This window comes from Salipiger sp. ABN3_019, assembly GCF_056158605.1.
The window spans coordinates 1,401,810-1,424,138 of the sequence record NZ_JBSWTP010000009.1 but is presented as its reverse complement, the minus strand read 5'-3'; the positions used below and the strand labels follow the sequence as shown (position 1 = coordinate 1,424,138).

At 66.9% G+C, this 22,329-nt stretch carries 21 protein-coding genes; 12 read left to right on the top strand and 9 right to left on the bottom strand.

Going from position 1 to position 22,329, the window contains the following annotated elements; genetic code table 11:
• The first annotated feature begins 514 nt into the window (after positions 1-514).
• From ACXAD2_RS15070 to ACXAD2_RS15040, 7 genes are all read left to right on the top strand, one after another.
• Entirely contained in the window at positions 515-877 is a 363-nt protein-coding gene (locus ACXAD2_RS15070; protein WP_475171594.1) for a VanZ family protein, read from the top strand.
• Positions 878-1,028: 151 nt separating this feature from the next.
• Positions 1,029-1,829, top strand: a complete 801-nt coding sequence (locus tag ACXAD2_RS15065) for a TatD family hydrolase (RefSeq protein ID WP_475171592.1) — start codon at positions 1,029-1,031, stop codon at positions 1,827-1,829.
• Complete coding sequence (locus ACXAD2_RS15060; RefSeq protein WP_475171590.1) at positions 1,826-2,626, top strand: MBL fold metallo-hydrolase; 801 nt, start codon at positions 1,826-1,828, stop codon at positions 2,624-2,626. The genes ACXAD2_RS15065 and ACXAD2_RS15060 overlap by 4 nt, the downstream gene beginning before the upstream one ends.
• A gap of 119 nt (positions 2,627-2,745) precedes the next feature.
• Complete coding sequence (locus tag ACXAD2_RS15055; RefSeq protein ID WP_475171588.1) at positions 2,746-3,675, top strand: AEC family transporter; 930 nt, start codon at positions 2,746-2,748, stop codon at positions 3,673-3,675.
• A 134-nt stretch (positions 3,676-3,809) separates the two neighbouring features.
• Positions 3,810-5,075 (top strand): MFS transporter, encoded by a 1,266-nt coding sequence (locus tag ACXAD2_RS15050; protein ID WP_475171586.1) that lies wholly within the window; start codon positions 3,810-3,812, stop codon positions 5,073-5,075.
• Between the two features lie 222 nt (positions 5,076-5,297).
• Positions 5,298-6,593 (top strand): adenylosuccinate synthase, encoded by a 1,296-nt coding sequence (locus ACXAD2_RS15045; protein ID WP_224899142.1) that lies wholly within the window; start codon positions 5,298-5,300, stop codon positions 6,591-6,593.
• A 7-nt stretch (positions 6,594-6,600) separates the two neighbouring features.
• Entirely contained in the window at positions 6,601-6,834 is a 234-nt protein-coding gene (locus tag ACXAD2_RS15040; RefSeq protein WP_475171584.1) for a DUF2842 domain-containing protein, read from the top strand.
• Between the two features lie 320 nt (positions 6,835-7,154).
• Here ACXAD2_RS15040 and ACXAD2_RS15035 read toward each other — a convergent pair whose 3' ends face one another.
• Together ACXAD2_RS15035 and ACXAD2_RS15030 are read right to left on the bottom strand one after the other, a co-directional pair.
• On the bottom strand, positions 7,155-8,456 hold the full coding sequence (locus ACXAD2_RS15035) for an MFS transporter (protein WP_475171582.1): 1,302 nt from the start codon (positions 8,454-8,456) through the stop codon (positions 7,155-7,157).
• Positions 8,457-8,746: 290 nt separating this feature from the next.
• Positions 8,747-9,349 carry an inner membrane-spanning protein YciB gene (locus ACXAD2_RS15030; protein WP_224899133.1) on the bottom strand — a complete coding sequence of 201 codons (603 nt, stop codon included), beginning with the start codon at positions 9,347-9,349 and terminating at the stop codon, positions 8,747-8,749.
• Positions 9,350-9,457: 108 nt separating this feature from the next.
• Between ACXAD2_RS15030 and ACXAD2_RS15025 the strand changes: the two genes are divergently transcribed.
• Positions 9,458-9,946, top strand: a complete 489-nt coding sequence (locus tag ACXAD2_RS15025) for an MgtC/SapB family protein (RefSeq protein ID WP_066105179.1) — start codon at positions 9,458-9,460, stop codon at positions 9,944-9,946.
• A 22-nt stretch (positions 9,947-9,968) separates the two neighbouring features.
• Here ACXAD2_RS15025 and ftsY read toward each other — a convergent pair whose 3' ends face one another.
• Positions 9,969-11,345, bottom strand: a complete 1,377-nt coding sequence (gene ftsY, locus ACXAD2_RS15020; RefSeq protein ID WP_475171580.1) for a signal recognition particle-docking protein FtsY — start codon at positions 11,343-11,345, stop codon at positions 9,969-9,971.
• A gap of 98 nt (positions 11,346-11,443) precedes the next feature.
• Here ftsY and ACXAD2_RS15015 point away from each other — a divergent pair, with 98 nt between their 5' ends.
• Both ACXAD2_RS15015 and ACXAD2_RS15010 read left to right on the top strand, forming a co-directional pair.
• On the top strand, positions 11,444-12,343 hold the full coding sequence (locus ACXAD2_RS15015) for a lytic transglycosylase domain-containing protein (RefSeq protein WP_475171578.1): 900 nt from the start codon (positions 11,444-11,446) through the stop codon (positions 12,341-12,343).
• Positions 12,344-12,534: 191 nt separating this feature from the next.
• Positions 12,535-12,927, top strand: a complete 393-nt coding sequence (locus tag ACXAD2_RS15010) for a hypothetical protein (protein ID WP_224899124.1) — start codon at positions 12,535-12,537, stop codon at positions 12,925-12,927.
• A gap of 96 nt (positions 12,928-13,023) precedes the next feature.
• Here ACXAD2_RS15010 and purD read toward each other — a convergent pair whose 3' ends face one another.
• Positions 13,024-14,286: a phosphoribosylamine--glycine ligase gene (gene purD, locus ACXAD2_RS15005; protein WP_475171573.1), complete on the bottom strand. Its 1,263-nt coding sequence runs from the start codon at positions 14,284-14,286 to the stop codon at positions 13,024-13,026.
• A gap of 184 nt (positions 14,287-14,470) precedes the next feature.
• Here purD and xseA point away from each other — a divergent pair, with 184 nt between their 5' ends.
• Entirely contained in the window at positions 14,471-15,985 is a 1,515-nt protein-coding gene (xseA, locus tag ACXAD2_RS15000) for an exodeoxyribonuclease VII large subunit (protein ID WP_475171570.1), read from the top strand.
• 164 nt (positions 15,986-16,149) lie between these two features.
• Here xseA and ACXAD2_RS14995 read toward each other — a convergent pair whose 3' ends face one another.
• A complete protein-coding gene (locus tag ACXAD2_RS14995) occupies positions 16,150-16,725 on the bottom strand; it encodes a 5-formyltetrahydrofolate cyclo-ligase (RefSeq protein WP_475171568.1) in 576 nt (191 codons plus the stop codon).
• On the bottom strand, positions 16,722-18,116 hold the full coding sequence (gene mgtE, locus ACXAD2_RS14990; RefSeq protein ID WP_066107016.1) for a magnesium transporter: 1,395 nt from the start codon (positions 18,114-18,116) through the stop codon (positions 16,722-16,724). The genes ACXAD2_RS14995 and mgtE overlap by 4 nt, the downstream gene beginning before the upstream one ends.
• 123 nt (positions 18,117-18,239) lie before the next feature.
• Between mgtE and guaD the strand changes: the two genes are divergently transcribed.
• Positions 18,240-19,529: a guanine deaminase gene (gene guaD, locus ACXAD2_RS14985; RefSeq protein ID WP_475171567.1), complete on the top strand. Its 1,290-nt coding sequence runs from the start codon at positions 18,240-18,242 to the stop codon at positions 19,527-19,529.
• Positions 19,530-19,596: 67 nt separating this feature from the next.
• On the opposite strand, the gene ACXAD2_RS14980 is transcribed toward guaD, so the two are convergent.
• From ACXAD2_RS14980 to ACXAD2_RS14970, 3 genes are all read right to left on the bottom strand, one after another.
• Positions 19,597-20,196, bottom strand: a complete 600-nt coding sequence (locus ACXAD2_RS14980) for a CAP domain-containing protein (protein WP_475171565.1) — start codon at positions 20,194-20,196, stop codon at positions 19,597-19,599.
• Between the two features lie 117 nt (positions 20,197-20,313).
• Positions 20,314-20,793, bottom strand: coding sequence for a CAP domain-containing protein (locus ACXAD2_RS14975; protein ID WP_164184367.1), 480 nt, complete (start codon positions 20,791-20,793; stop codon positions 20,314-20,316).
• An 81-nt stretch (positions 20,794-20,874) separates the two neighbouring features.
• Entirely contained in the window at positions 20,875-22,215 is a 1,341-nt protein-coding gene (locus tag ACXAD2_RS14970; protein WP_475171564.1) for an 8-oxoguanine deaminase, read from the bottom strand.
• Positions 22,216-22,329: the final 114 nt, after the last annotated feature.

The following is a 22,329-nucleotide window of genomic DNA, read 5'->3' as shown; positions in this document are numbered from 1 at the left end:
TGGTTAAAGGTATGTCATGGGAAAGCATGGGAAGCAATAGGAATTTACGGCCTACACCCCCTTCATGTTGTCCACATAGCCTGTGGAAAACTACATCTTGGGCGACGTTAGGTCAGTTTTCACGAACATGTGGTAAGCGGGAACCAGCTCAACGCTAAATATAGTCACGCGGCTGTGAGTAAAAATTCCCCACAAAATCCCAAAAAAAATTTCCAACAATGGCCGGAATTGCGATCTCGTGAGCATTTCCCATGTCCACGTGATCGCATCAAGCCCTGAATCGGCGCCGGTTTCCCCATGAATTGGCAATTGAGCCCCCAGGACCACAGGTCACGTGACTCGCGATCCCGGCTGGGCCCACACCCCGTCCCATGGTTTCCCATGCCGCCCATTCCATCCCGTCCCATGCCATCCCGCGCGGCATCTGCCTCTGGCGCAGCACGTGACGCAAACGTGTGCCGCCAACCCCTGCCGCATTCTGGAATTTCGCCCCGGAACGTGGTCTTGGGATCTCATGGACCGCACATCTCTCGCCACTGCGGCGCTCTTCGCGCTGCTCGCCCTCACCGTCACCACTCTGACCGTCGGCCCGCAGCTGGTGCCCGGGGATGCGCTGCTTGGCGACAAGATGCAGCACGCGCTCGGCTTTGGCGCCATCGTCGCCCCGGTCGCGCTGCTACGCCCGCGCTGGCTGTGGTGGCTCGCCCCCGCCACAATCGCCTTTGGCGGCCTGATCGAGGTGGTGCAGGCCTATGTCGGGCGCGACGCAGAGCTTGGCGACTGGGCCGCCGACGCCCTTGGGGTGCTGACCGCCGCGGCGCTGGCGATGGCGCTGCGCAGCCTGCTGGCGCGCCGGGGCCTGCTGCGCAGCCGATAAGCGGCCCGTCAGTCCACCCCACGAACTGCCGCGTTCTGCAGCGCAATTGCCCGCGCCCTCACCGCGTGCCGCATGCGCGGGCGCAAGGCCACCGCCCCGCCTTGACCCGGCCCGGCGCATGGCTGATACCTGCGCGCAAAGGACGTGACGTATGACAACCCCCCGTATTACCGACAGCCACTGCCATCTCGACTTCCCCGACTTCGACGAGGAACGCCCCGAGATCATCGCCCGCGCGCTCGAGGCAGGCGTGCATCGCATGGTCACCATCTGCACCCGCCTGCGCAACGAGCCGCAGGTGCGCGCGATCGCAGAGGCCAATGATCCGGTGTTCTACGCTGCGGGCACCCACCCGATGAGCGCCGCCGAAGAGCCCATGGCCACCGTCGACGAGCTGGTGGCGCTGGCGCAGCATCCGAAGTTCGTGGGCATTGGCGAAACCGGGCTCGATTATCACTACACCGCCGACAGCGCCGAAGTGCAGAAGAGCTCGCTCAAGGTGCATATCGAGGCGGCGCAGGAAACCGGCCTGCCGCTGATCATCCACGCCCGCGCCGCCGATGACGACATGGCCCGCATCCTCACCGAAGCCTACCGCGCCAAGCCCTACGCCTGCGTCATGCATTGCTTCAGCTCCTCGGCGGATCTGGCGCGCGCGGCGCTGGACTGCGGCTTTTACCTGTCGATGTCCGGCATCGCCGCCTTCCCCAAGTCCAAGGAGCTGCGCGAGATTTTCGCCAGCGCCCCGCTTGAGCGTATCCTCGTCGAGACCGACAGCCCCTATCTCGCGCCGCCGCCCTATCGCGGTAAGCGCAACGAGCCGGGCTATAGCGTGCACACCGCCAAGGTCGGCGCCGAGACCTTCGGGCTCAGCTACGAGGAGTTTGCCGCCGCGACCGAGGCCAACTTCGAGCGCCTCTTCGCCAAGGCCGCAAGCTGGAGCGCTGCATGAGCGGCGAGCTGCGTTTCACCATTCTCGGCTGCGGCTCGTCGGGCGGCGTGCCGCGCCTTGGCGGCAATTGGGGCGACTGCGACCCGACAAACCCCAAGAACACCCGCCGCCGCTGCTCGCTGCTGGTCGAGCGCGACGGACCCGAGGGCACGACCCGCGTGCTGATCGACACCTCGCCCGACATGCGCGCGCAATTGCTCGACGCGGGCATCGGCCATCTCGATGCGGCGGTCTGGACGCATTCCCACGCCGATCACACCAATGGGCTCGACGATCTGCGGCAGATCGTCTTCAACCGCGGCGACCGGCTGCCGGTTTGGGCCGATGGCGCCACGCAGAACGAGCTGATCTCGCGCTTCGGCTATGCCTTCGTGCAGCCCGAAGGCAGTCCCTATCCACCGATCTTCGATCTGCACACGATCACCGGCCCCTTCGCCATCGACGGCGCGGGTGGGCCGATCGAGATGACCCCGATCGAAGTGGACCACGGCAGCATCGACGCGCTCGGCTTCCGCATCGCCGATCTGGCCTATGTGCCGGATGTGGTGCGCCTCCCCGAAGCGGCCTGGGCGCATCTTTCGGGCCTTGAATGCTTCATCATCGACGCGCTGCGCCGCAAGCCGCATCCGACCCACGCCCATCTCGATCTGGCGCTGGAATGGATCGCCCGCGCACAGCCGCGCGCCGCGGTGCTGACCAACATGCACATCGATCTCGACTATGCCACGCTGAAGGCCGAGACCCCGGACCACATCAACCCCGCCTATGACGGCATGGTGCTGCGCTATGCGCTCTGAGGAGAAGCGCTGCGCAGACCTGCCGGGCGGCACGCCCCCCAAGCCCCTTTCATTGTTTCCCAAATACGCCCGCCGGTGGCCATGCGCCGCCCGGCGCATCCCCTGAAAGCTCCTCCCCCATGCAGGCCCTTCTCGACGTCATCCTCCCCGTCTTCATCGTCATTGGCGCGGGCTATCTCGCCAGCTGGCGCAAGCTGCTGACCGACAACGCCATCGACGGGCTCATGGGCTTCACCCAGACCATCGCCGTGCCCTGCCTGCTGTTCCGCGCCATGTGGCAGCTCGACCTTGGCGAATATTTCCGCTTCGATCTGCTGTTTTCCTTCTACGCCGGGGCGATCACCTGCTTCTTCGTGGCGATGCTGGGCGCGCGCTTCATCTTCGGGCGCGATTGGGAGGACAGCGTGGTCATCGGCTTCTGCGGGCTCTTCTCGAACTCGCTGCTGATCGGCCTGCCGATCACCGAGCAGGCCTATGGCGAGGACGCGCTGAACGGCAACTATGCGATCATCGCCATGCACTCGCCGCTCTGCTACGCCATCGGCATCACCGCGATGGAGATCGCCCGCGCCCGCGGCACCGAGCTGCGGCGGCTGCCGATCACCATCACCCGCTCGCTGTTTCGCACGCCGATGGTCATCGGCATTACCATCGGCATCCTCTTCAACCTGCTGAACGTCGAGCTGCCGCATCCGGTGACCGAGGCGCTGGGGCTGCTCACCCGCACCGCCCTGCCCTGCGCGCTCTTCGCGCTTGGCGGCGTGCTCTTCCGCTACCGCCCCGAGGGCGATCTGCGCACCATTCTCTTTGTCTGCGCGCTCTCGCTCGGGCTGCACCCGCTGATCACCTACAGCCTCGGCACCGCCTTCGCGCTGCCCACCGACGCCTTCCGCTCGGCTGTGGTCACCGCGTCTGTGGCACCGGGGGTGAACGCCTATGTCTTCGCCAACCTCTACGGACGGGCCAAGCGCGTCGCCGCCTCCTCGGTGCTGCTGGCCACCGGCATGTGCATCATCACCACCTGGGCCTGGCTGCACCTGCTTCCCTGAGTGCTGCCATGCGCGGCACCGCACGCCTGTCGCAAATCGTTCCTGACATGACGCGGCAGGCGTGACGCGCCGCCCAAGGATGCGCAACACTCGGATCCCGGAGGCCTATGCGCCCCGGGTCCGGAGCAAAATACATGATCAACGTCTTGGCCAGCGTCTGGGCACTTCTGCTCGGGATCGTGCTCATCATGCTGGGCAATGGCATGCATTTCACCCTGATCGGCCTGCGCGGCGGGATCGAGGGGTTTTCGGCCACCGAGCTTGCGGTCGTCACATCCGGCTATTTCATCGGCTTCCTGTCCGGCGCGCGGGTGACGCCAGATCTCATTCGGCGGGTCGGCCATGTGCGGGTGTTCGCCGCGCTTGGCAGCTTCATGTCGGCGGGGCTGATCGCTCTGCCGCTGATCGCCGAGCCCTGGGCCTGGACGCTGCTGCGGATGCTCATCGGCTTTTGCATGTCCGGCGTCTATGTCACCGCCGAAAGCTGGCTCAACCACGCCGCAAGCAATGAGACCCGCGGCAAGGTGCTCTCGGCCTATATGATCGCGCAGACCCTCGGCATTATCGGCGCGCAGGGGCTGCTGTCGCTGGGCGATGCGGGCACCTCGGCGCTGTTCATCGGCGCGTCGATCCTCGTGTCGGTCTCTTTCGCGCCAATTCTTCTGTCGGTCACCCCGGTGCCCGCGGTCGAGGTCGCCCGGCCCATGCCGCTGCGCGCGCTTTTCAATGGCTCGCCGCTCGGCACGGTGGGGATATTCCTGCTCGGCAGCGTCTATGCGACGCAATCGGGCATGGGCGCGGTCTTCGGCACGCAGATCGGGCTCGGCGCCGGGCAGATCGCCCTCTTCGTGGCCATGCTCTTTGCCGGCGCGCTGGTGCTGCAATATCCGATCGGCTGGCTGTCGGACCTGACGGACCGGCGCAAGCTGATCTTCGGCACCTCCGTACTCGGGGCGGCGGCCTGCGCGCTGGGATGGGTCACCGGCGGCAACCTTCACGCCCTGCTGGCTGCGGCCTTCCTCGCGGGCGGCGTCACCACGCCGCTCTATGCGCTGCTGCTTGCCTTCACCAATGACGCGCTGTCGGCCGAAGACATGCCCGCCGCCTCGGGCGGGCTGGTCTTCACCTTCGGGCTCGGCGCGATCGCGGGCCCGCTGGTCACCGGCTGGGCGATGCAAGCCGCCGGCCCCGCCGCCTTTTGGCTGGTGCTCAGCGCGACCTTCGTGGCGCTGGCCCTTTACGCGCTCTATCGCATGACACAGCGCGCGCCTCTGCCAATAGAAGAGGCCGAAAGCTATCTCAACGTTCTGCCCAGCTGTTCGCCGGTGGCGGTGGAGGTCGCCGGCGCCTGGGCCGCCGAGAACGCCGAGGCAGACCGCGAACACCCATCCCCCTCCTAAGCCCCCAAGACCGCCCCACCCGCTTCTTCTCTTTCAAAATACGCCGGGGGTGAATTGGCCGCAGGCCAAGAGGGGGCAGCGCCCCCTCATGCCCCTCACAATCAAGGATCGCCGCGGATTCTTTCCGCCACCCGCCGCAACCGCCAATTTGATGGTTCCCCCCGCGGCCCCGTGGATTTATACGGAGCCCGTTTGAACCGCCGGCAAAAGGACAGGTGAGCAATGGCTAACGTGGTCGTCGTGGGCGCCCAGTGGGGCGACGAAGGCAAGGGCAAGATCGTGGACTGGCTCTCGGAGCGGGCCGACGTGGTCGCGCGCTTCCAAGGGGGCCACAATGCAGGCCATACGCTCGTCATCGACGGCAAGGTGTTCAAGCTGAACGCCCTGCCCTCCGGCGTGGTGCGCGGCGGCAAGCTGTCGGTGATCGGCAATGGCGTGGTGCTCGACCCGTGGCACCTGGTGAAAGAGATCGCGACGATCCGCGAGCAAGGCGTCGAGATCAGCCCCGAGACGCTGATGATCGCCGAGAACACGCCGCTGATCCTGCCGATCCACGGCGAGCTCGACCGCGCCCGCGAGGAAGCGGCCACCAAGGGCACCAAGATCGGCACCACCGGTCGCGGCATCGGCCCGGCCTATGAAGACAAGGTGGGCCGCCGCTCGGTGCGCGTCGCCGATCTCGCCGATCCCGCGACGCTGGAACACCGCGTCGACCGCGCGCTGCAGCACCATGATGCACTGCGCCGGGGCCTCGGCCTCGAGCCGGTGGACCGCGACGGTCTGATCGCTCAGCTGAAAGAGATCGCGCCGCAGATCCTCGAATATGCGGGCCCCGTGTGGAAAGTGCTCAACGAGCAGCGCCGCTCGGGCAAGCGCATCCTCTTCGAAGGCGCACAGGGCGCGCTGCTGGACATCGACTTCGGCACCTACCCCTTCGTGACCTCCTCGAATGTGATCGCCGGGCAGGCCGCCACCGGCACCGGCATCGGGCCGGGCTCGATCGACTTCGTGCTGGGCATCGTGAAGGCCTACACCACCCGCGTCGGCGAAGGCCCCTTCCCGACCGAACTTGATGACGAGGACGGCAACCGTCTCGGCACCCGGGGCCGCGAGTTCGGCACGGTGACCGGCCGCAAGCGTCGCTGCGGCTGGTTCGACGCGGTGCTGGTGCGCCAGACCTGCGTGACCTCGGGCGTCAACGGCATCTCGCTGACCAAACTCGACGTGCTCGATGGTTTCGAGACCATCAAGATCTGCACCGGCTACGAGCTTGATGGCGAAGTGCTCGACCACCTGCCCATCGCCACCGAAGAACAGCTGCGCTGCAAGCCGATCTACGAAGAGATGGAAGGCTGGTCCGAGTCGACCGAAGGCGCGCGCAGCTGGAACGATCTGCCCGGCGCGGCGGTGAAATACGTGCGCCGCATCGAAGAGCTGATCGGCTGCCCGGTGGCGCTGCTGTCGACCTCGCCCGAGCGCGACGACACCATCCTCGTCACCGACCCTTTCGCGGACTGAGCGCGGCATGGCCCTCAGCTACAAATCCCGCCGCCGCTGGTCGCTGGTGATCCTGCTGGTGGGCCTACCGCTCTACATCGTCGCGGCGGTGAGCGTGGTCAACGCGCTTGGCCGCCCGCCGATCTGGCTGGAGTTTCTGGTCTACGTCTTCCTCGGGTTCCTGTGGATGCTGCCCTTCAAGTTCGTCTTCAAGGGCGTCGGCAAGGCAGACCCGGACGCGGAGCCGCCGCGCGAGGACTGATCGGCCGGAAGTGAGTATTTGAAGAAAGATGAAAGGGCGTGGCCGAGCGGGTCGCGCCCTTTTCTTTTGCCTAAAAGATCACGCGACGCGAGACGGGCGCGCGCCTGCCCGAGGGATGGCGCACGGCCATTCGGCATAGGCGCTTTATCTCTGCCACCTCCGCACGAACTCCGAGCACAGTGCAAGCGTCGCTAAGCGCCAGCCCGCCGGGACGGGCAGGCGCTCGCCCGGCGGCTTCGCCTTGACTCCGGGCGGGTTGCCGCAACGAAAAAGGGCGCCGGAAAACCGGCGCCCTTTTCCAATCCGTAAGGCGATCTGCCTCAGACCTTGCCCTTGCCGCTGGCGAAGATGCACAGCAGGGTGATCGCGGCGGCGAAGAGCACGTAGTAGCCCACATAGGCGAGGCCATAGTTGCTCTGCAGCCAAGTCGCGATATAGGGCGCGAGCGAGGCGCCGAAGATACCCGCAAAGTTGAAGGTGATCGACGAGCCGGTGTAGCGCACGCGGGTCGGGAAAGGGGCCGCCAGCGCGGTGCCGATCAGGCCGTAGGTCATCCCCATCAGCGCCATGCCCAGCGTCACAAAGCCCATGATGCGCATCTCGTTCTCGACCATCAGCACCGGCACGAGGAAGCTGAACACGCCGATCAGCACGGTGGTCAGCGTCAGGATCTGACGGCGGCCAAAGCGCTCGGCCAGCTTGCCGGCCAGCGGGATGAAGGCACCGAAGACAACCGAGCCCCAGATCTGGATCGCCAGCGCGTCGGTGAAGGGGATCTTCACGACCTTGACGTTGTAGCTCAGCAGATACGCCGTGCAGATGTAGAACAGCACGAAGGTCGCCAGCGCCACGAAGGTGCCGAGCACGATCGAGACCTTGTGGTTCTTGAACAGCTCGACCGCGGGCACGGCGACGCGCTCTTCATTGTCGATGGCCTTCTGGAAGTCCGGCGTCTCGGTGATCGACAGGCGCACCCACAGGCCGACGGCGATCAGCAGCAGCGACGAGATGAAGGGAATCCGCCAGCCCCAGCTCAGCAGCGCCTCTTCGCTCATGAAGTGCAGCAGGATCCAGAACAGGCCCGACGACAGGAACAGGCCCAGCGGCGCGCCAAGCTGCGGGAACATGCCGTACCAGTTCTTCTTGCCCTCGGGCGCGTTCTCGGTGGCCATGAGCACCGCCCCGCCCCATTCGCCGCCAAGGCCGAAGCCCTGACCGAAGCGGCAGAGCGCCAGCAGCAGGGGCGCGATCACGCCGATGCTCTCGTAGCTCGGCAGGAAGCCGATCACCACGGTCGAGATGCCCATGGTCAGCAGCGCCGCGACCAGCGTCGCCTTGCGGCCGATGCGGTCGCCGAAGTGGCCGAAGACCAGCGCGCCGAAGGGACGTGCGAAGAAGGCGATGGAGAAGGTGGCGAAGCTCGCCAGCAGCGCGGTCATCGGATCGCTGTTGGGGAAGAACAGCGTCGGGAAGACCAGCACCGCGGCGGTCGCATAGACGTAGAAGTCAAAGAATTCGATGGTGGTGCCGACGAGGCTCGCCGTCAGGACCTTGGCCGGGGAGTTCAGCGCCGGCGTGGCCCCGGCGCGCGGCGCATCATAGGCTGCGTCTGAGAGGGACATTTTATTTCGTCTTTCATTGCGTTTGGAACAGCTTTGTTCCGGGATGGGATCGGTTAACGCAATCAGACCGCGGGTGTAACCCGAGTCCCCGAGTGATTTTGTCAGCCCCGCTATGCGTTTAGCGCATAGCGCGCGACACACCCGAGCGCAAAACCCCTGTTTTCAAGGCAACCCGCGCTAAATTATGCCCCAAGGTCAGCCATTTGCCGCAGGCCCTTTTGGCCGCGCAATAAAAATACCCGGAACCAGCGGCTCCGGGCACCCTATCCGTTGCGCAGCCTACAAAGCGCTCAGTCCTTGTCTGCCTCCAGCGCGTAGCGCTTGAACAGCCCGCCTTGGGTCATGAAGAAGGCAAAGACCGCCGCAGTCAGCCCGAATGTCTTGAAGTAGACCCAGTTCTCGGTGCTCATCGTGCGCCAGACGATCTCGTTGAGCAGCGCGAGGCCGAAGAAGAACGCGCAGATGCGTTTGGTGAGGATCATCCAGCCCTCTTCCTGCAGCGGCATCAGCCCCTCCATCACCTTGCGCAGATAGCTCTCGCCGCGCAGGATGCCGATCAGCAGCGCAAAGCCGAAGAGCAGGTAGATCAGCGTCGGCTTCATCTTGAAGAAGCGCTCATCGTTGAGCCAGACCGACAGGCCGCCAAAGACCACGATCAGCACCGCCGTGACCACCTGCATCGCCGACAGATGCCCGGTGAGCTTCCACAGCAGCCCGGTGCAGATCAGCATCAGCGGAATGAACCCTGCGGTGACCACCACAAAGCCCTGATACTCGCGCCCGCCGATGAGGTAGCTGTTGTCCTTCAGCAGCAGGTAGGCCACGAAAAAGGCCAGCACCGGCCCGAACTCGAGCACCGTCTTGAGGAAGGGATTGATCTGTTTGGTGGCCATGCGGGTCTCCTTGTGCGTCAGCAGAGATAGCGCCCCTGTGCCGCCTTCTCAATGGCGGAACCGCCCCGATGCACGGGACGTTGATCCCCCACCTGCGGAGGAGGCGTCATGATCGAAGAAATCCTCAATGAATTCCGGCACACCTTCTCGGCGGTCCCTGCCCCGGCGGCCTTTGCTCGGCTGATGGCGGCGGTGGTTCTGGCGGGCTGCATCGGGCTTGAACGCGAGCGGCGCGAGAAACCGGCGGGGCTGCGCACCCATATCCTCGTGTCTGTCGCCGCCTGCCTTTTCGTATTGCTGGGGCGCGAGCTGGCGGCGATGGATTTCGGCGGCTCCTCCGAGCAGCGCAACGATCCGCTGCGGATGATCGAGGCGGTGACCGCGGGCGTTGCCTTTCTCGCAGCCGGGCTGATCTTCACCTCGGGCGGCAAGGTGCGCAACATCACCACCGGCGCTTCGCTGTGGCTGGCGGGTGCGGTCGGGCTGGGCTGCGGCGCCGGACAGATGCCGCTCGCCGCGATGACCACGGTGATTGTGGTGACGGTGCTGACGCTGCTGCGGCTGGTCGAAAACCGCATGGGCTGGGGCGAGGAGTGATCCCCGCCCGCAAGCTTGACGCTTAGTCCCTTGCGAGCCCGGTGAGCGCTGCGGCGAACTCCTCGGGATCGAAGGGCTGCAGATCGTCGATCTGCTCGCCCACGCCGATGGCATGGATCGGCAGGCCGAATTTATCGGCCAGCGCCACCAGCACACCGCCGCGCGCGGTGCCGTCGAGCTTGGTCATCACCAGACCCGACACATCCGCCACCTGCTGGAAGATCTCCACCTGCCGCAGCGCGTTCTGCCCGGTGGTGGCGTCCAGCACCAGCAGCGTATTGTGCGGCGCATCGGGGTCCTTCTTGCGGATAACCCGGACGATCTTGGCCAGTTCCTCCATCAGGTCCGCGCGGTTCTGCAGGCGGCCCGCAGTGTCGATCATCAGCAGATCGGCGCCCTCGGCCTGCGCCTTGGTCATCGCGTCGAAGGCAAGGCTGGCCGGGTCCGAGCCCTCGGGCGCGGTCAGCACCGGCACCCCGGCGCGGTCGCCCCAGACCTGCAGCTGCTCGACGGCAGCAGCACGGAAAGTATCGCCCGCGGCGATCACCACGGATTTGCCGGCGGCGCGGAACTGGCTGGCGAGCTTGCCGATGGTCGTGGTCTTGCCCGAGCCGTTGACCCCCACCACCAGCACCACCTGCGGCGTCTTGGCGTAAAGCGGCAGCGGCTTGGCCACCGGCTCCATGATCCGCGCCACCTCGGCAGAGAGAAGCTCCTTGATCTCCTGCGTCGAGACGCGCTTGCCATAGCGCCCCTCGGCGATATTCGCGGTCACCCGTAGCGCGGTGTCGACACCCATGTCAGACGCGATGAGCAGTTCCTCGAGGCTTTCGAGCATCTCATCATCAAGCGCCCGGCGCACCACCGGCTGCGCCGGTGTGCCCTTGCCGAAGAGCCGCCCAATCAGGCCACCGCCGCGCGCCTGCGGCACCTCGGGGTCCTGCAGCGGCGCGGGCACCTCCAGCGGCACCGGCCCCGGAGCGGGATCGGCGGGCGGCACAACGGGGGCCTCTTGCGGCGCGGGCTGCGGGTCGGCAGGCGGCGGCGCCTTGGGGGTCTCGGGCACAGGTGTCGGCGCAGGTGTTGGTTCCGGCAGAGGCTCCGGCTGCGGATCGGCGGGCGGCGGCGCCTCGGGCTCGGGCTCGGGCGGCACTTCCTGCGGTGCGGGCGGGGTCTCCGGCGCGGGTGCGGGCGGCGTCTCGGGCACCGGCGGCGGCACATCCGGGCCGGGTGACGGCGGGGTCGGCGCGGGCGTCTCGGGGACAACCGGCGTTTGCGGAGTTTCGGGCGTTTCGGGGGCGTCTTCCGAGCCACCCTCTTGGACGATCGCGTCCAGCCCTTCCTCGAGTTTCGAGGAGGATTTGAAAAGCTTGTTCTTGAGCTTGCCGAAGAAGGACATGGCTGGACCTCTCGCTGCCTTTTCCTTCACCTAATACGCGCCGCGCCGGGATAAAAGTGTGAGTTGACCTTTGCCGCGCCCGCAGCGTTGATGGGGCCATGTGGCGCGCCCTGCTTCTTCTCCTGCTTTGCCTTGCCGCAGCGCCGCTGCGGGCCGAACGCGGGCAGCCCGAACCCGGCACGCTCTGCTCGGCTGGGGCCTTCGGGCCGGTGCAATGCATAAGGCCCTCGCAGACAGTCTATGACACCTGTCAGGCGATCGAGCATTTCGCCCGCCGCAACGGTCTGTCGCCGGGGTTCTTCGCGCGGCTGCTGTGGCAGGAAAGCCGGTTCGACCCGCATGCGCTCAGCCCGGCGAACGCGCAGGGCATCGCGCAGTTCATCCCCTCCACCGCCAAGCTGCGCGGCATCAAGGACCCCTACAACCCAGCAGAATCGCTGGAATATTCGGCGCAATACCTTGGCGAGTTGGCCCGGCACTACGGCAATCAGGGGCTCGCGGCGGTGGCCTATAATGGCGGCGAGGCGCGCGCCGACGGCCTGATCGCCCGCACCGGCGGACTGGCGCTGGAGACAATCAACTATGTCGCCATCATCACCGGGCTCGCCGCCGAGACATGGCGCGACACGCCGCCCGAGGATCACGACTTCCGCCTGCAGGGCGACATGCCCTTCCAGCAGGCCTGCTTCGAGCTGGCCCGCCACCGCAAGCTGACCAAATACCCCGAGGCGAAACCCCCGCTGCATCCTTGGGGCGTGCAGATGGCCTTCGGCACCACGCAGGACCGCGCGCTCTCGCAGTTCAATCGCCGCGCCAAATCCTGTGCCGCGGCGGTGGGCGGAGAGACCCCGGAAATGATCTGGCAGAAAAGCCGCGCCAGCCCCCGCGGCGGCTATTGGATGGCCCGCCTCGGGCGCGACGGACGCGGCGAGGCGCAGCAGCTTTGCGCAAAACTGAGGCAATCGGGATGTATCTGCGCGGTCTACAAGAACCGCTAGGCGCGCAGACGGCTTGCCCTAAAGCGATCACCGCGCCGAAATTTCGCCATCAACTCGGCCATTACCTGACACATTTCCGATTTTCACCGCCGCATCCCCGCAATCCGCCGCCCTCGCGGCCTTCGGCAGCGGCCAGCCGAACCGGCCGCCCGACCCTTTCCCCAGCCGCCGCGCTCTGGCAGGCTGCGGACATGATCCGTCTCGCATGCCTCCTCGCCCTGCTGGCCAGCCCGCTCGCCGCCGCCCAACCCATGACCGGCGCCGAGTTCGAAGCCTATGTCACCGGCAAAACGCTCTACTTCGGGCGCGGTGGCACCGCCTATGGGGTCGAGGAATATCTGCCGGACAGGCAGGTGCGCTGGTCCTTTCTCGACGGTCAGTGCAAGGACGGCAGCTGGTATCAGGAGGGGCAGATGATCTGCTTCGTCTATGAGGACGCGCCCATGCCGCAATGCTGGAGTTTCTACCGCGAGGGCAGCGGGCTGCGCGCGGTGTTCGAGAACGACCCCGGCAACACGGTGCTCTACGAGGCGCAGCAGAACGACGAGCCGATGCTCTGCCTCGGCCCCGAAGTCGGCGCCTGACCCCCGCCGCTGCTTCTCTTTGAAAATACGCCGGGCCAAAGACGCCGGGGGTGAGCCGCGCAGCGGCGAGGGGGCAGCGCCCCCTCTTGCTTGGGTTCAGAGCGCGCGCCAGCCGATATCGCGGCGACAGAAGCCCTCGGGCCATTTGACCGCATCCACCAGCGCATAGGCGCGGGCCTGCGCCTCAGCCAGCGTCGTACCGCGCGCGGTGGCGTTGAGCACACGCCCGCCGGTGGCGACAATCGCGCCGTCCTTCTCGGCGGTGCCCGCATGGAACATCTGGGTAAAGCTGTCCTCGGTGAGCCCCTCGAGCCCGCCGATCACCGTGCCCTTCTTGTAGCTGCCGGGATAGCCCTCGGCGGCCATCACCACGGTCATCGCGTGGTCTTCGGCCCAGGTCACCTGCGCTTCTGCCAGACGGCCCTCGGCGCAGGCATGGATCAGGTCGAGCGCCTGCGCGCCGAGCCGCATCATCAGCACCTGACATTCGGGATCGCCAAAGCGCACGTTGTATTCCACCAGCCGCGGCTGACCGTTCTCGATCATCAGCCCGACGTAGAGCACGCCTTGATAGGGCGTGCCGCGGCGGGCCATCTCGGCCATGGTCGGCTTGACGATCTCGTTGAGCGCCTTTTGCGCCACCGCGTCGGACAGCACCGGAGCCGGGGAATAGGCGCCCATGCCGCCGGTGTTGGGGCCGGTGTCGCCTTCGCCGACGCGCTTGTGATCCTGCGCGGTGCCGATGGGCAGCACGTCGGTGCCATCGACCAGCACGAAGTAAGACGCTTCCTCGCCGGTCATGAACTCTTCGATCACCACTTCGGCGCCCGCGCCGCCAAAGGCGCCGCCAAACATGTCGTCGATGGCCTCTTCGGCCTGCGCGACGGTCTCGGCGATGATCACGCCCTTGCCCGCGGCCAGCCCGTCAGCCTTGACCACGATCGGCGCGCCCTCGGCCCGCACATGCGCCTTGGCGCTTTCCGCGTCGGTGAAGTGACCATAGCCCGCGGTGGGCGCCTTGGCGGCGTCGCAGATCTCCTTGGTGAAGCTCTTCGACGCCTCGAGCCGTGCGGCGGCCTGACTGGGGCCGAAAACCAGCAGACCCGCGTCGCGCAGCCGGTCGGCGACGCCAGCGGCCAGCGGTGCCTCGGGGCCGATGATCACCAGATCGATGGCATTGTCGCCCGCAAACTCGGCCACCGCGCCGCCGTCCTCGATGTCGAGCGTGGCGCATTCGGCGATCTGCGCGATCCCGGCGTTGCCCGGCGCGACGATCAGCTTGTCGCACTTGGGGTTCTGCATGACCGCCCAGGCCAGGGCATGTTCGCGACCGCCGCCGCCGAGGATGAGGATATTCATGAGCACCGCTCTGCTGTTTGAGGATCGCGGCTGTCCTAGCGGCGGCAGGGAGTTCTGGCAAGACGTGAGGGCAGGCTCGCACCGCCCTCAGCGCCGCGAGACGGTCGAGCCTGGCACCTTCGACGGGCTTTCCCTCGCCTTCGCGGGCCGTTACCCTGCGCCCAAGACGAGCAGGACGAGCAGCATGGATCTTTTCGAGGACGACGGCCCCGCGGGCACCCCGGGGGGGGATGGCGAGGGCAATACGCCGGAATTCACCGTTTCCGAGCTTTCGGGGGCGGTCAAACGGGTGATCGAGGGCGAGTTCGGCTTCGTCCGCGTGCGCGGCGAGCTGGGGCAAATCTCGCGCCCGCGCTCGGGGCATCTCTATCTTGACCTCAAGGACGACAAATCGGTGATCTCGGGGATCGTCTGGCGCGGTGTCGCCAGCAAGCTCGACATGCAGCCCGAGGAAGGCATGGAGGTCATCGCCACCGGACGGCTGACCACTTACCCCGGCCAGTCGCGCTATCAGATCATCATCGAAGACATGCGGCCTGCCGGGCTCGGCGCGCTGATGGCCATGCTGGAAAAGCGCAAGGCGCAGCTGCAGGCCGAGGGGCTCTTTGCCCCCGAACGCAAGCGCCCGCTGCCCTTCCTGCCCGAGATCATCGGCGTGGTGACCTCGCCCTCGGGGGCGGTGATCCGCGACATCCAGCACCGCCTGCGCGAGCGTTTCCCGCGCAAGGTGCTGATCTGGCCGGTCGCCGTGCAGGGCAAAAACTGCGCGCCGGAAGTGGCCCGCGCCATTGAGGGCTTCAACGCGCTCACCCCCGGCGGCGCGCTGCCGCGGCCCGATCTGCTGATCGTGGCGCGCGGCGGCGGCTCGGTCGAGGATCTCTGGGGGTTCAACGAAGAGATCGTGGCCCGCGCCGCCGCCGCCTCGCAGATCCCGCTGATCTCCGCCGTGGGGCATGAGACCGACACCACGCTGATCGATTTCGTCTCGGACAAGCGCGCGCCCACCCCCACCGCCGCCGCCGAGATCGCCGTGCCGGTGCGGATGGACCTGCTGGCCCGTGCCGCCGAGGCGCAGCTGCGGCTGACCCGGGCTCAAACCCACCGGCTGGAAGTGCGCGGCCAGCGGCTGCGCGATCTGGCGCGCGGCCTGCCGCGCCCCGAGATGCTGCTCGACCAGCCGCGCCAACGGCTCGATCTGCTGGCCGACCGGCTGCCGCAGGCGCTGATCCGCGGCGTCGACCGGCGCCGTCTCGCGCTGTCGCATCCTGCCGGGGCGCTGCGCCCCGGGCTGCTCACGCGGATGATGGCGACGAGGGCCGAGGCGCTGGGGCGCCGCGCCGACCGGCTGTCGCTCCGGCCTATCCAGCGCGAGATTGCCCTCGGCGGCGACCGGCTCAAGGCTCTGGGCAAGCGGCTCGAAGATGCCGGTGCGCGTCGGGTCGAGGAGCCGCGGGCCAAGCTCGACGGGCTCGAGCGGCTGCTGCAGACGCTGAGCTACAAAGGCACGCTGGCGCGCGGCTACGCAGTGGTGCGCGGCGAGGGCGGGCAGGTGCTGACAACCTCCGCCGCCGCCAAAGAAGCCGCCGGGCTGGAGATCGAATTTGCCGACGGTCGGATGAAGATCGGCGGCGGCGCGGCGACGCCCGCCAAGGCCAAGAAAGCGGCGCAGAAAAAGCCTGAGCAGGGCAGCCTGTTCTGAGGGCGTGAGGGGGCGCTGCCCCCTCGTCCTTCGGGCTCACCCCCGGCGTATTTGAAAAGAGAAGAAGCCATAAGGGCGCAACCGTCCGGCCTTCTTCTCTTTAAAAGTACGCGCGCCGCAGGCGCTCACGGCGCAGCCGTGAACTCGAGGTCGCCACTCCGCACTCAGGCTGATCGCGGCGTAATCACCTCCACCGGCGTGACAATCATGTCGAGCGGCGCGTCGGTGGGCTCGAGCGGGATGTCCTCGGCCTCTTGTTCGGCATAGGCAAAGCCAAGCGCGAAGGCCGGGCGCGCGGCGCGCAGCAGCGCCAGCGTGCGGTCATAAAAGCCGCCGCCATAGCCCAGCCGGTGGCCCGCGCGGGTGAAGGCCAGCAGCGGCACGATGAGGATCTCGGGCGTGATGAACTCGGGATCTGCCGGGATCGCGGCGCCGAAACGGCCCTCGACCAGCGCCATCTCGGGCTCCCAACGGGCAAAGCGCAGCGGCTGGTGCAGATCGTCGATCACCGGGATCGCCACGGGCCCATGCGCCGCCGCCTCGGCCATCGCCGGGATCGGGTCGATCTCGGAGCGGATCGGCATATAGCCCGCCAGCGGCACGCCGCGGTAGCCCGCCAGAACCGAGCTCAGCTGCCCTGCCCCGGCGCCACTGTCGGCGGCATGGGCGGCCTTGCGCCGCGCGCTGGCGGCGGCCCGCGCCGCGCGCTTGGCCTCCACAAGAGAGCCCGCCGCGCTCACAGCAGCACCGCCTGCGCCAGTCCGAGGAAGGCAAAGAAGCCCACCACATCGGTCACCGTGGTGACGAATGTGCCCGAGGCCAGCGCCGGGTCGATCTTGAACTTGTCGAGCACCACCGGCACCGCGATGCCTGCGAGCCCTGCCACCACGAGGTTGATCACCATCGCCGCGGCGATCACCAGCGCCAGCATGTGACTGCCGAACCAGACGTATTCCAGCAGCCCCATGACCACGGCAAAGCTCGCGCCATTGATCAGCCCGACCATCAGTTCCCGGCGGATGACCCGCCAGACGTTGGAACTGGTCAGATCGCGCGTCGCCAGCGCCCGCACCGCAACGGTCAGCGACTGGGTGCCCGCGTTGCCGCCCATGGAGGCCACGATGGGCATCAGCACCGCCAGCGCCACCAGCGCGCCGATCGTCTCTTCGAACTGCGCGATCACCAGCGAGGCCAGCACCGCGGTCAGCAGGTTCACGCCAAGCCACGGCAGGCGTTGGCGCGTGGTTTCCAGCACGCTGTCGGAGATATGGCTGTCGTCACCGACACCGGCGAGGCGCAGGATGTCTTCTTCGTGCTCTTCGTCGAGCACGGTCATCGCGTCGTCGATGGTGATGACACCCACCAGCCGCTCGTTCTCGTCCACCACCGGCGCCGAGATCAGGTGGTACTGGTTGAACATATAGGCGACCTCGGCCTCGGGGCGGGTCACCGGGATCACATTGAACGTTTCTTCCACCAGCGACTTCAGCAGCACCTCGCGGCGCGAGGCCATCAGCTTGCCCAGGGTGACATTGCCCACCGGGCGCAGCTTCGGATCGACCAGGATGATGTGATAGAACTGCTCGGGCAGATCCTCGGTGCTGCGCAGGTAATCGATGGCCTCGCCGACGTTCCAATATTCGGGCGCCATGACCACTTCGCGCTGCATCAGACGGCCCGCGGAATACTCCGGGTAGGTCAGCGATTTCTCGACCGCGATCCGGTCGCTGTCCTCGAGCACGTCAAGGATCGCCGCCTGCTGGTCTTCCTCGAGGTCCTCGAGCAGGTCGACCACATCGTCGCTGTCCAGCTCGCGCACGGCCTCGGCCAGAACCTCAGGCTTCAGCGCGCGGATCACCTCTTCGCGGATCGACTCGTCGAGCTCCGACAGGATGTCGCCGTCGAACTCTTTATCGTAGAGCTTGATCAGCCGCAGCCGGTCGAAGGCGTTGATCTGTTCGAGAAGGTCGGCGATGTCAGCCGGGTGCAAGGGCTCCATCAGCTCGACGAGCTGCGCGCGGTCGCCCACGTCCACCGCGTAGAGGATCGAGGACACCACCTTGCGCTCGAGCGGGTTGGTGTCGTCGTCCTGGGTCTCTTCCGCCGCCGGGTTTCCGGTCTCTTCGGTCATGCCCTGCCCCATTGAATGCCGTTCGCGCAGACTCTAGGGGATTGCGGGAACGAGCAACAGAGGCGCATTGCGCTTGACCCCGGCCCTCCGCATCCTAGGGCGGCCCTATCCACGAGGATCCGCATGGCAAGCACGCTTCATCTTGGTCAAACCCTGAGCTTCACCGCCTCGCCTTTCAGCGAAGGCCCCGCTGCGGCCCACCATGACAGCGCCGGGGCGCTGCTGGTCGAGGGTGGCGTGATTCGCGAAATCGGCAGCGCCGAAGCGCTGCGCGCGGCGCATCCGGCGGCGCAGGTGGTGGATCATGGCAAGGCGCTGATCGTGCCGGGATTTGTCGATGCCCACGCCCATTACCCGCAGACCCCGATGATCGCCAGCTGGGGCAAGCGGCTGATCGACTGGCTGAACCACTACACCTTCCCCACCGAGGCGCGCTTTGAAGACCGCGCCTATGCCGATGAGATCGCCGGGCGCTACCTCGACCTTCTGCTGGCGCATGGCACCACCTCGGTCTGCTCTTATTGCACGATCCATCCCGCATCGGTCGAGGCGCTGTTCAGCGCTGCCGAGGCGCGCGGCATGCGGGTCTTTGCAGGCAAGACCTGCATGGACCGCGACACCGCCCCCGAGTTCCTGCGCGACAGCGCGCAATCGGCCTATGACGACAGCAAGGCGCTGCTCGAGCGTTGGCACGGCAAGGGCCGCGCCGAATATGTGATCACCCCGCGCTTCTCGCCCACCTCCACGCCCGAGCAGTTGCAGGCGCTCGGCGCGCTCTGGGCCGAGCATCCCGAGGTGCTGATGCAGACCCATCTGTCCGAGCAGACCGATGAGATCGCCTGGGTCAAATCGCTCTACCCGCAGGCGCGCGACTATCTCGACACCTACGAGGCCTACGGGCTGCTGGGGGAGCGCGGTCTTTACGGCCACGCCATCCATCTCGAGCCGCGGGAACATGCGCGACTGAAAGAGGTGAACGCGGCGCTGGTGCATTGCCCGACCTCGAACACTTTCATCGGCTCGGGGCTATTTGACATGGACGGGCTGACCAAGGCCGGGATGCGCGTCGGGCTCGCCACCGACACCGGCGGCGGCTCGTCCTTTTCCATGCTGCGCACCATGGCGGCGGCCTATGAGGTGGCGCAGCTGCGCCACCGCCCGCTGCATCCGGCGGAGCTGCTGTGGCTGGCGACGCAGGGCTCGGCGATCGCGCTCATGGCCGAGGACCGGATCGGCAACCTCGCGCCGGGGCTGGAGGCGGATTTCACCGTGCTCGATCTGGCCTCCACCCCCGCCATCGCCCAGCGCGCGGTGAGTGCCGAGGATATCTGGGAGGCGCTCTTTCCCACCATCATGATGGGCGACGACCGCGCGATCACCGCCACCTATGTGGCCGGAAAGCGCGCGCTCTGAGCGCGCACGCCGTAGCTGGCACTCGTGCCAGTTACTTGCGCAATTCCAGTTACTTGCGCAGACCGATTTACTTGCGCAGCCCCATGACCAGCGTCCAATAGCGGCCGTTCTGCGCGAGACCGAACTCGCGCAGGTCGCTGCGCGACATGGCGGCGCGGTGCGAGGGGGATTTCGCCCAAAGCTCCATGGCGCTGTCGATGCCGAGCGGGGTCATGGCGACGTTTTCGGCCACCTCGCGATAATCATAGCCCGCCGCGCGGGTCCGGGCGCCGACGCGGCTGCCGTCGCTGCCCACGTGGCTCATCTTGTTCATCCGCGCCATGTCGTCCGAATGGGCCTGCGCGGCGCGCTGCAATTGCCCCGAGCGCGACAGCGGTGCGAGCCCCTGCGCACGGCGCCAGCTGTTGAGCGCGGCTGCCGCCTCGGACCCCGAGCTTTGCACCACCTGCCCCGGTGCGCGGCGCAATTCGACGATGCTGGCCCCCTCGATCTGGCCGCCGCTGGTGCCGACCGTCTGCACAGTACTGCGCTGCACCGTGTTGCGCTCAACCGTGCTGCGGCTGACGGGCTGCGCGGTACTGGCGGTCGGCGCGCTGCGCACATCGACGCAGGCGCTCAGTGACAGCGCGGCGATGGTTACGCTCAGGGCGACAGGGGTGAGGCGCATGGGAAACTCCGTGAAACATCGTGTCCCCACGGTAAATGGCGCGATGGCACCATTTCGGCAAGGCAGATGATTTCGGCAAGGCAGATGCGCGGCCCAAGGCGGGTCACCGCCGCCGCCTCACTTGGTGCGCGCCACCACCATTGCCCAGTAATTGCCGCTTTGGGCCAGCCCGTATTCGGTGACGTCGCGCATCAGCATGTTGGACCGGTGCGGCGGCGAGTTGGTCCAGATCTCCATCGCCCCGTCGAGCCCGCGGCGGGTGACCGCGATATTTTCGGCCCCGCGCCGCAGATCATAGCCCGTGCGCTGGATGCGGTCGCCGATCTGGCTGCCGTCGCTGCCGGTGTGGGTCATCTTCTGCATCCGCGCCATGTCGCGCGCATGGCGCCGCGCCACCTTTTGCAGCACCGGCGAATAACTCAGCGGTGCCAGACCGTTGCGCTGGCGCAGGGCGTTCAGCTGCGCGCCCTTGGGATTTTCAACGAATTGCGCGGGCTGACCGCCGCTGTCCTGTTGCGGCAGTGGCACCACCACGCAGGCTGAAAGCGCGGTGCAAAGCGCAAGCGGCAGGAGGCGGGTCAAAAAGAGGCGTCTCATGTCGGGCTCCGGTCGTGTCGGATCTAGGCGGCGTCGGGTCTAGGCGGCGTCGGCTGAAGGATAGCCAGACCACAAAAGAGATCAGCCCAGCCCCGCCAGCCTACGCGCCATTTCTTGATGACGTGTCAACGCAGCAACAATGTCTATGGTTGCAATCTGCCCGTCACGCACAACCTGACGCCCCTCCACAAACAGATGGCGCACCTTCTGCGGCCCCGCCAGCAGCAGCGCCGCCGGATCCCAGCTGCCCGCACTCTCCAGCCCGGTCACATCCCACAGCGCCAGATCGGCGCGCAGGCCCACGGCCACCTGCCCGCAGTCGAAGCGGCCCAGCACCTCGGCGCCGCCGCGCGTCGCCACGCGCAGCGCCTCGCGGGCGCTCATCGCGTCGGCACCGTTCTGCACCCGCTGCAGCAGCATGGCCTGCCGCGCCTCGCCGATCAGGCTGGCCATGTCGTTGCTCGCCGAGCCGTCGACCCCCAGCCCCACGTTCACCCCCGCATCCAGCATGCCGCGCACTGGCGCGATGCCCGAACCGAGGCGGCAGTTGGAACAGGGACAATGCGCCACGCCGGTGCGTGTCGCGGCGAACAGGTCGATCTCCTGCCCGTCGAGCTTCACGCAATGGGCGTGCCAGACATCCGGGCCGGTCCAGCCCAGATCCTCGGCGTATTGCCCCGGACGACAGCCGAATTTCTCCAGCGAATAGGCCACGTCCTCGTCGTTCTCGGCAAGGTGGGTGTGCATCATCACCCCCTTGTCGCGGGCAAGAATGGCGCTGTCGCGCATCAGCTCGCGGCTCACCGAGAAGGGCGAGCAGGGCGCGACACCGACACGCACCATGGCGCCCTCCGAGGGGTCGTGAAATGCGTCGATCACCCGGATGCAATCTTCGAGGATGGCGCCCTCGTCCTCGACCAGCGAGTCCGGCGGCAGCCCGCCGTTCGACACGCCAATGCTCATGCTGCCGCGGGTGGCGTGGAAGCGCAGACCGATGTCCTGCGCCGCGGCGATCGTGTCATCGAGCCGCGCGCCATTGGGATAGAGATAGAGGTGATCCGAGCTCATCGTGCAGCCCGAGAGCGCCAGTTCCGCCAGCCCGACCTGCGCCGAGATATAGAACTCCTCGGGGCCGAAGCGCTCCCAGACCGGGTAAAGCGTCTGCAGCCAGCCAAAGAGCAGCGCATTCTGCCCGCCCGGCACCGCCTTGGTCAGACCTTGGTAGAGATGGTGGTGGGTGTTCACCAGACCGGGCGTCACCACGCAGCCGCGCGCATCGACCACCTCGCCGGTGGTCTCCAGCCGCGGCCCGATGCCCGCGATCACCCCGTCACGCAGCAGGATATCGGCATCCGAAAGCTCGGTGCCCGCGTCATCCATGGTCAGGACGGTGCGCGCGTTGCGGATCAGGATTTCGCTCATATGGGGGCTCCTCGGGTGGTGCCCCTACCCTGCCCTTACGGGCAGACGAAGGAAAGACCGCCCGGATTTAGGGTGTTTCGGGTTTTACCGAAGAATGCGCCAGAATGTGCCGGG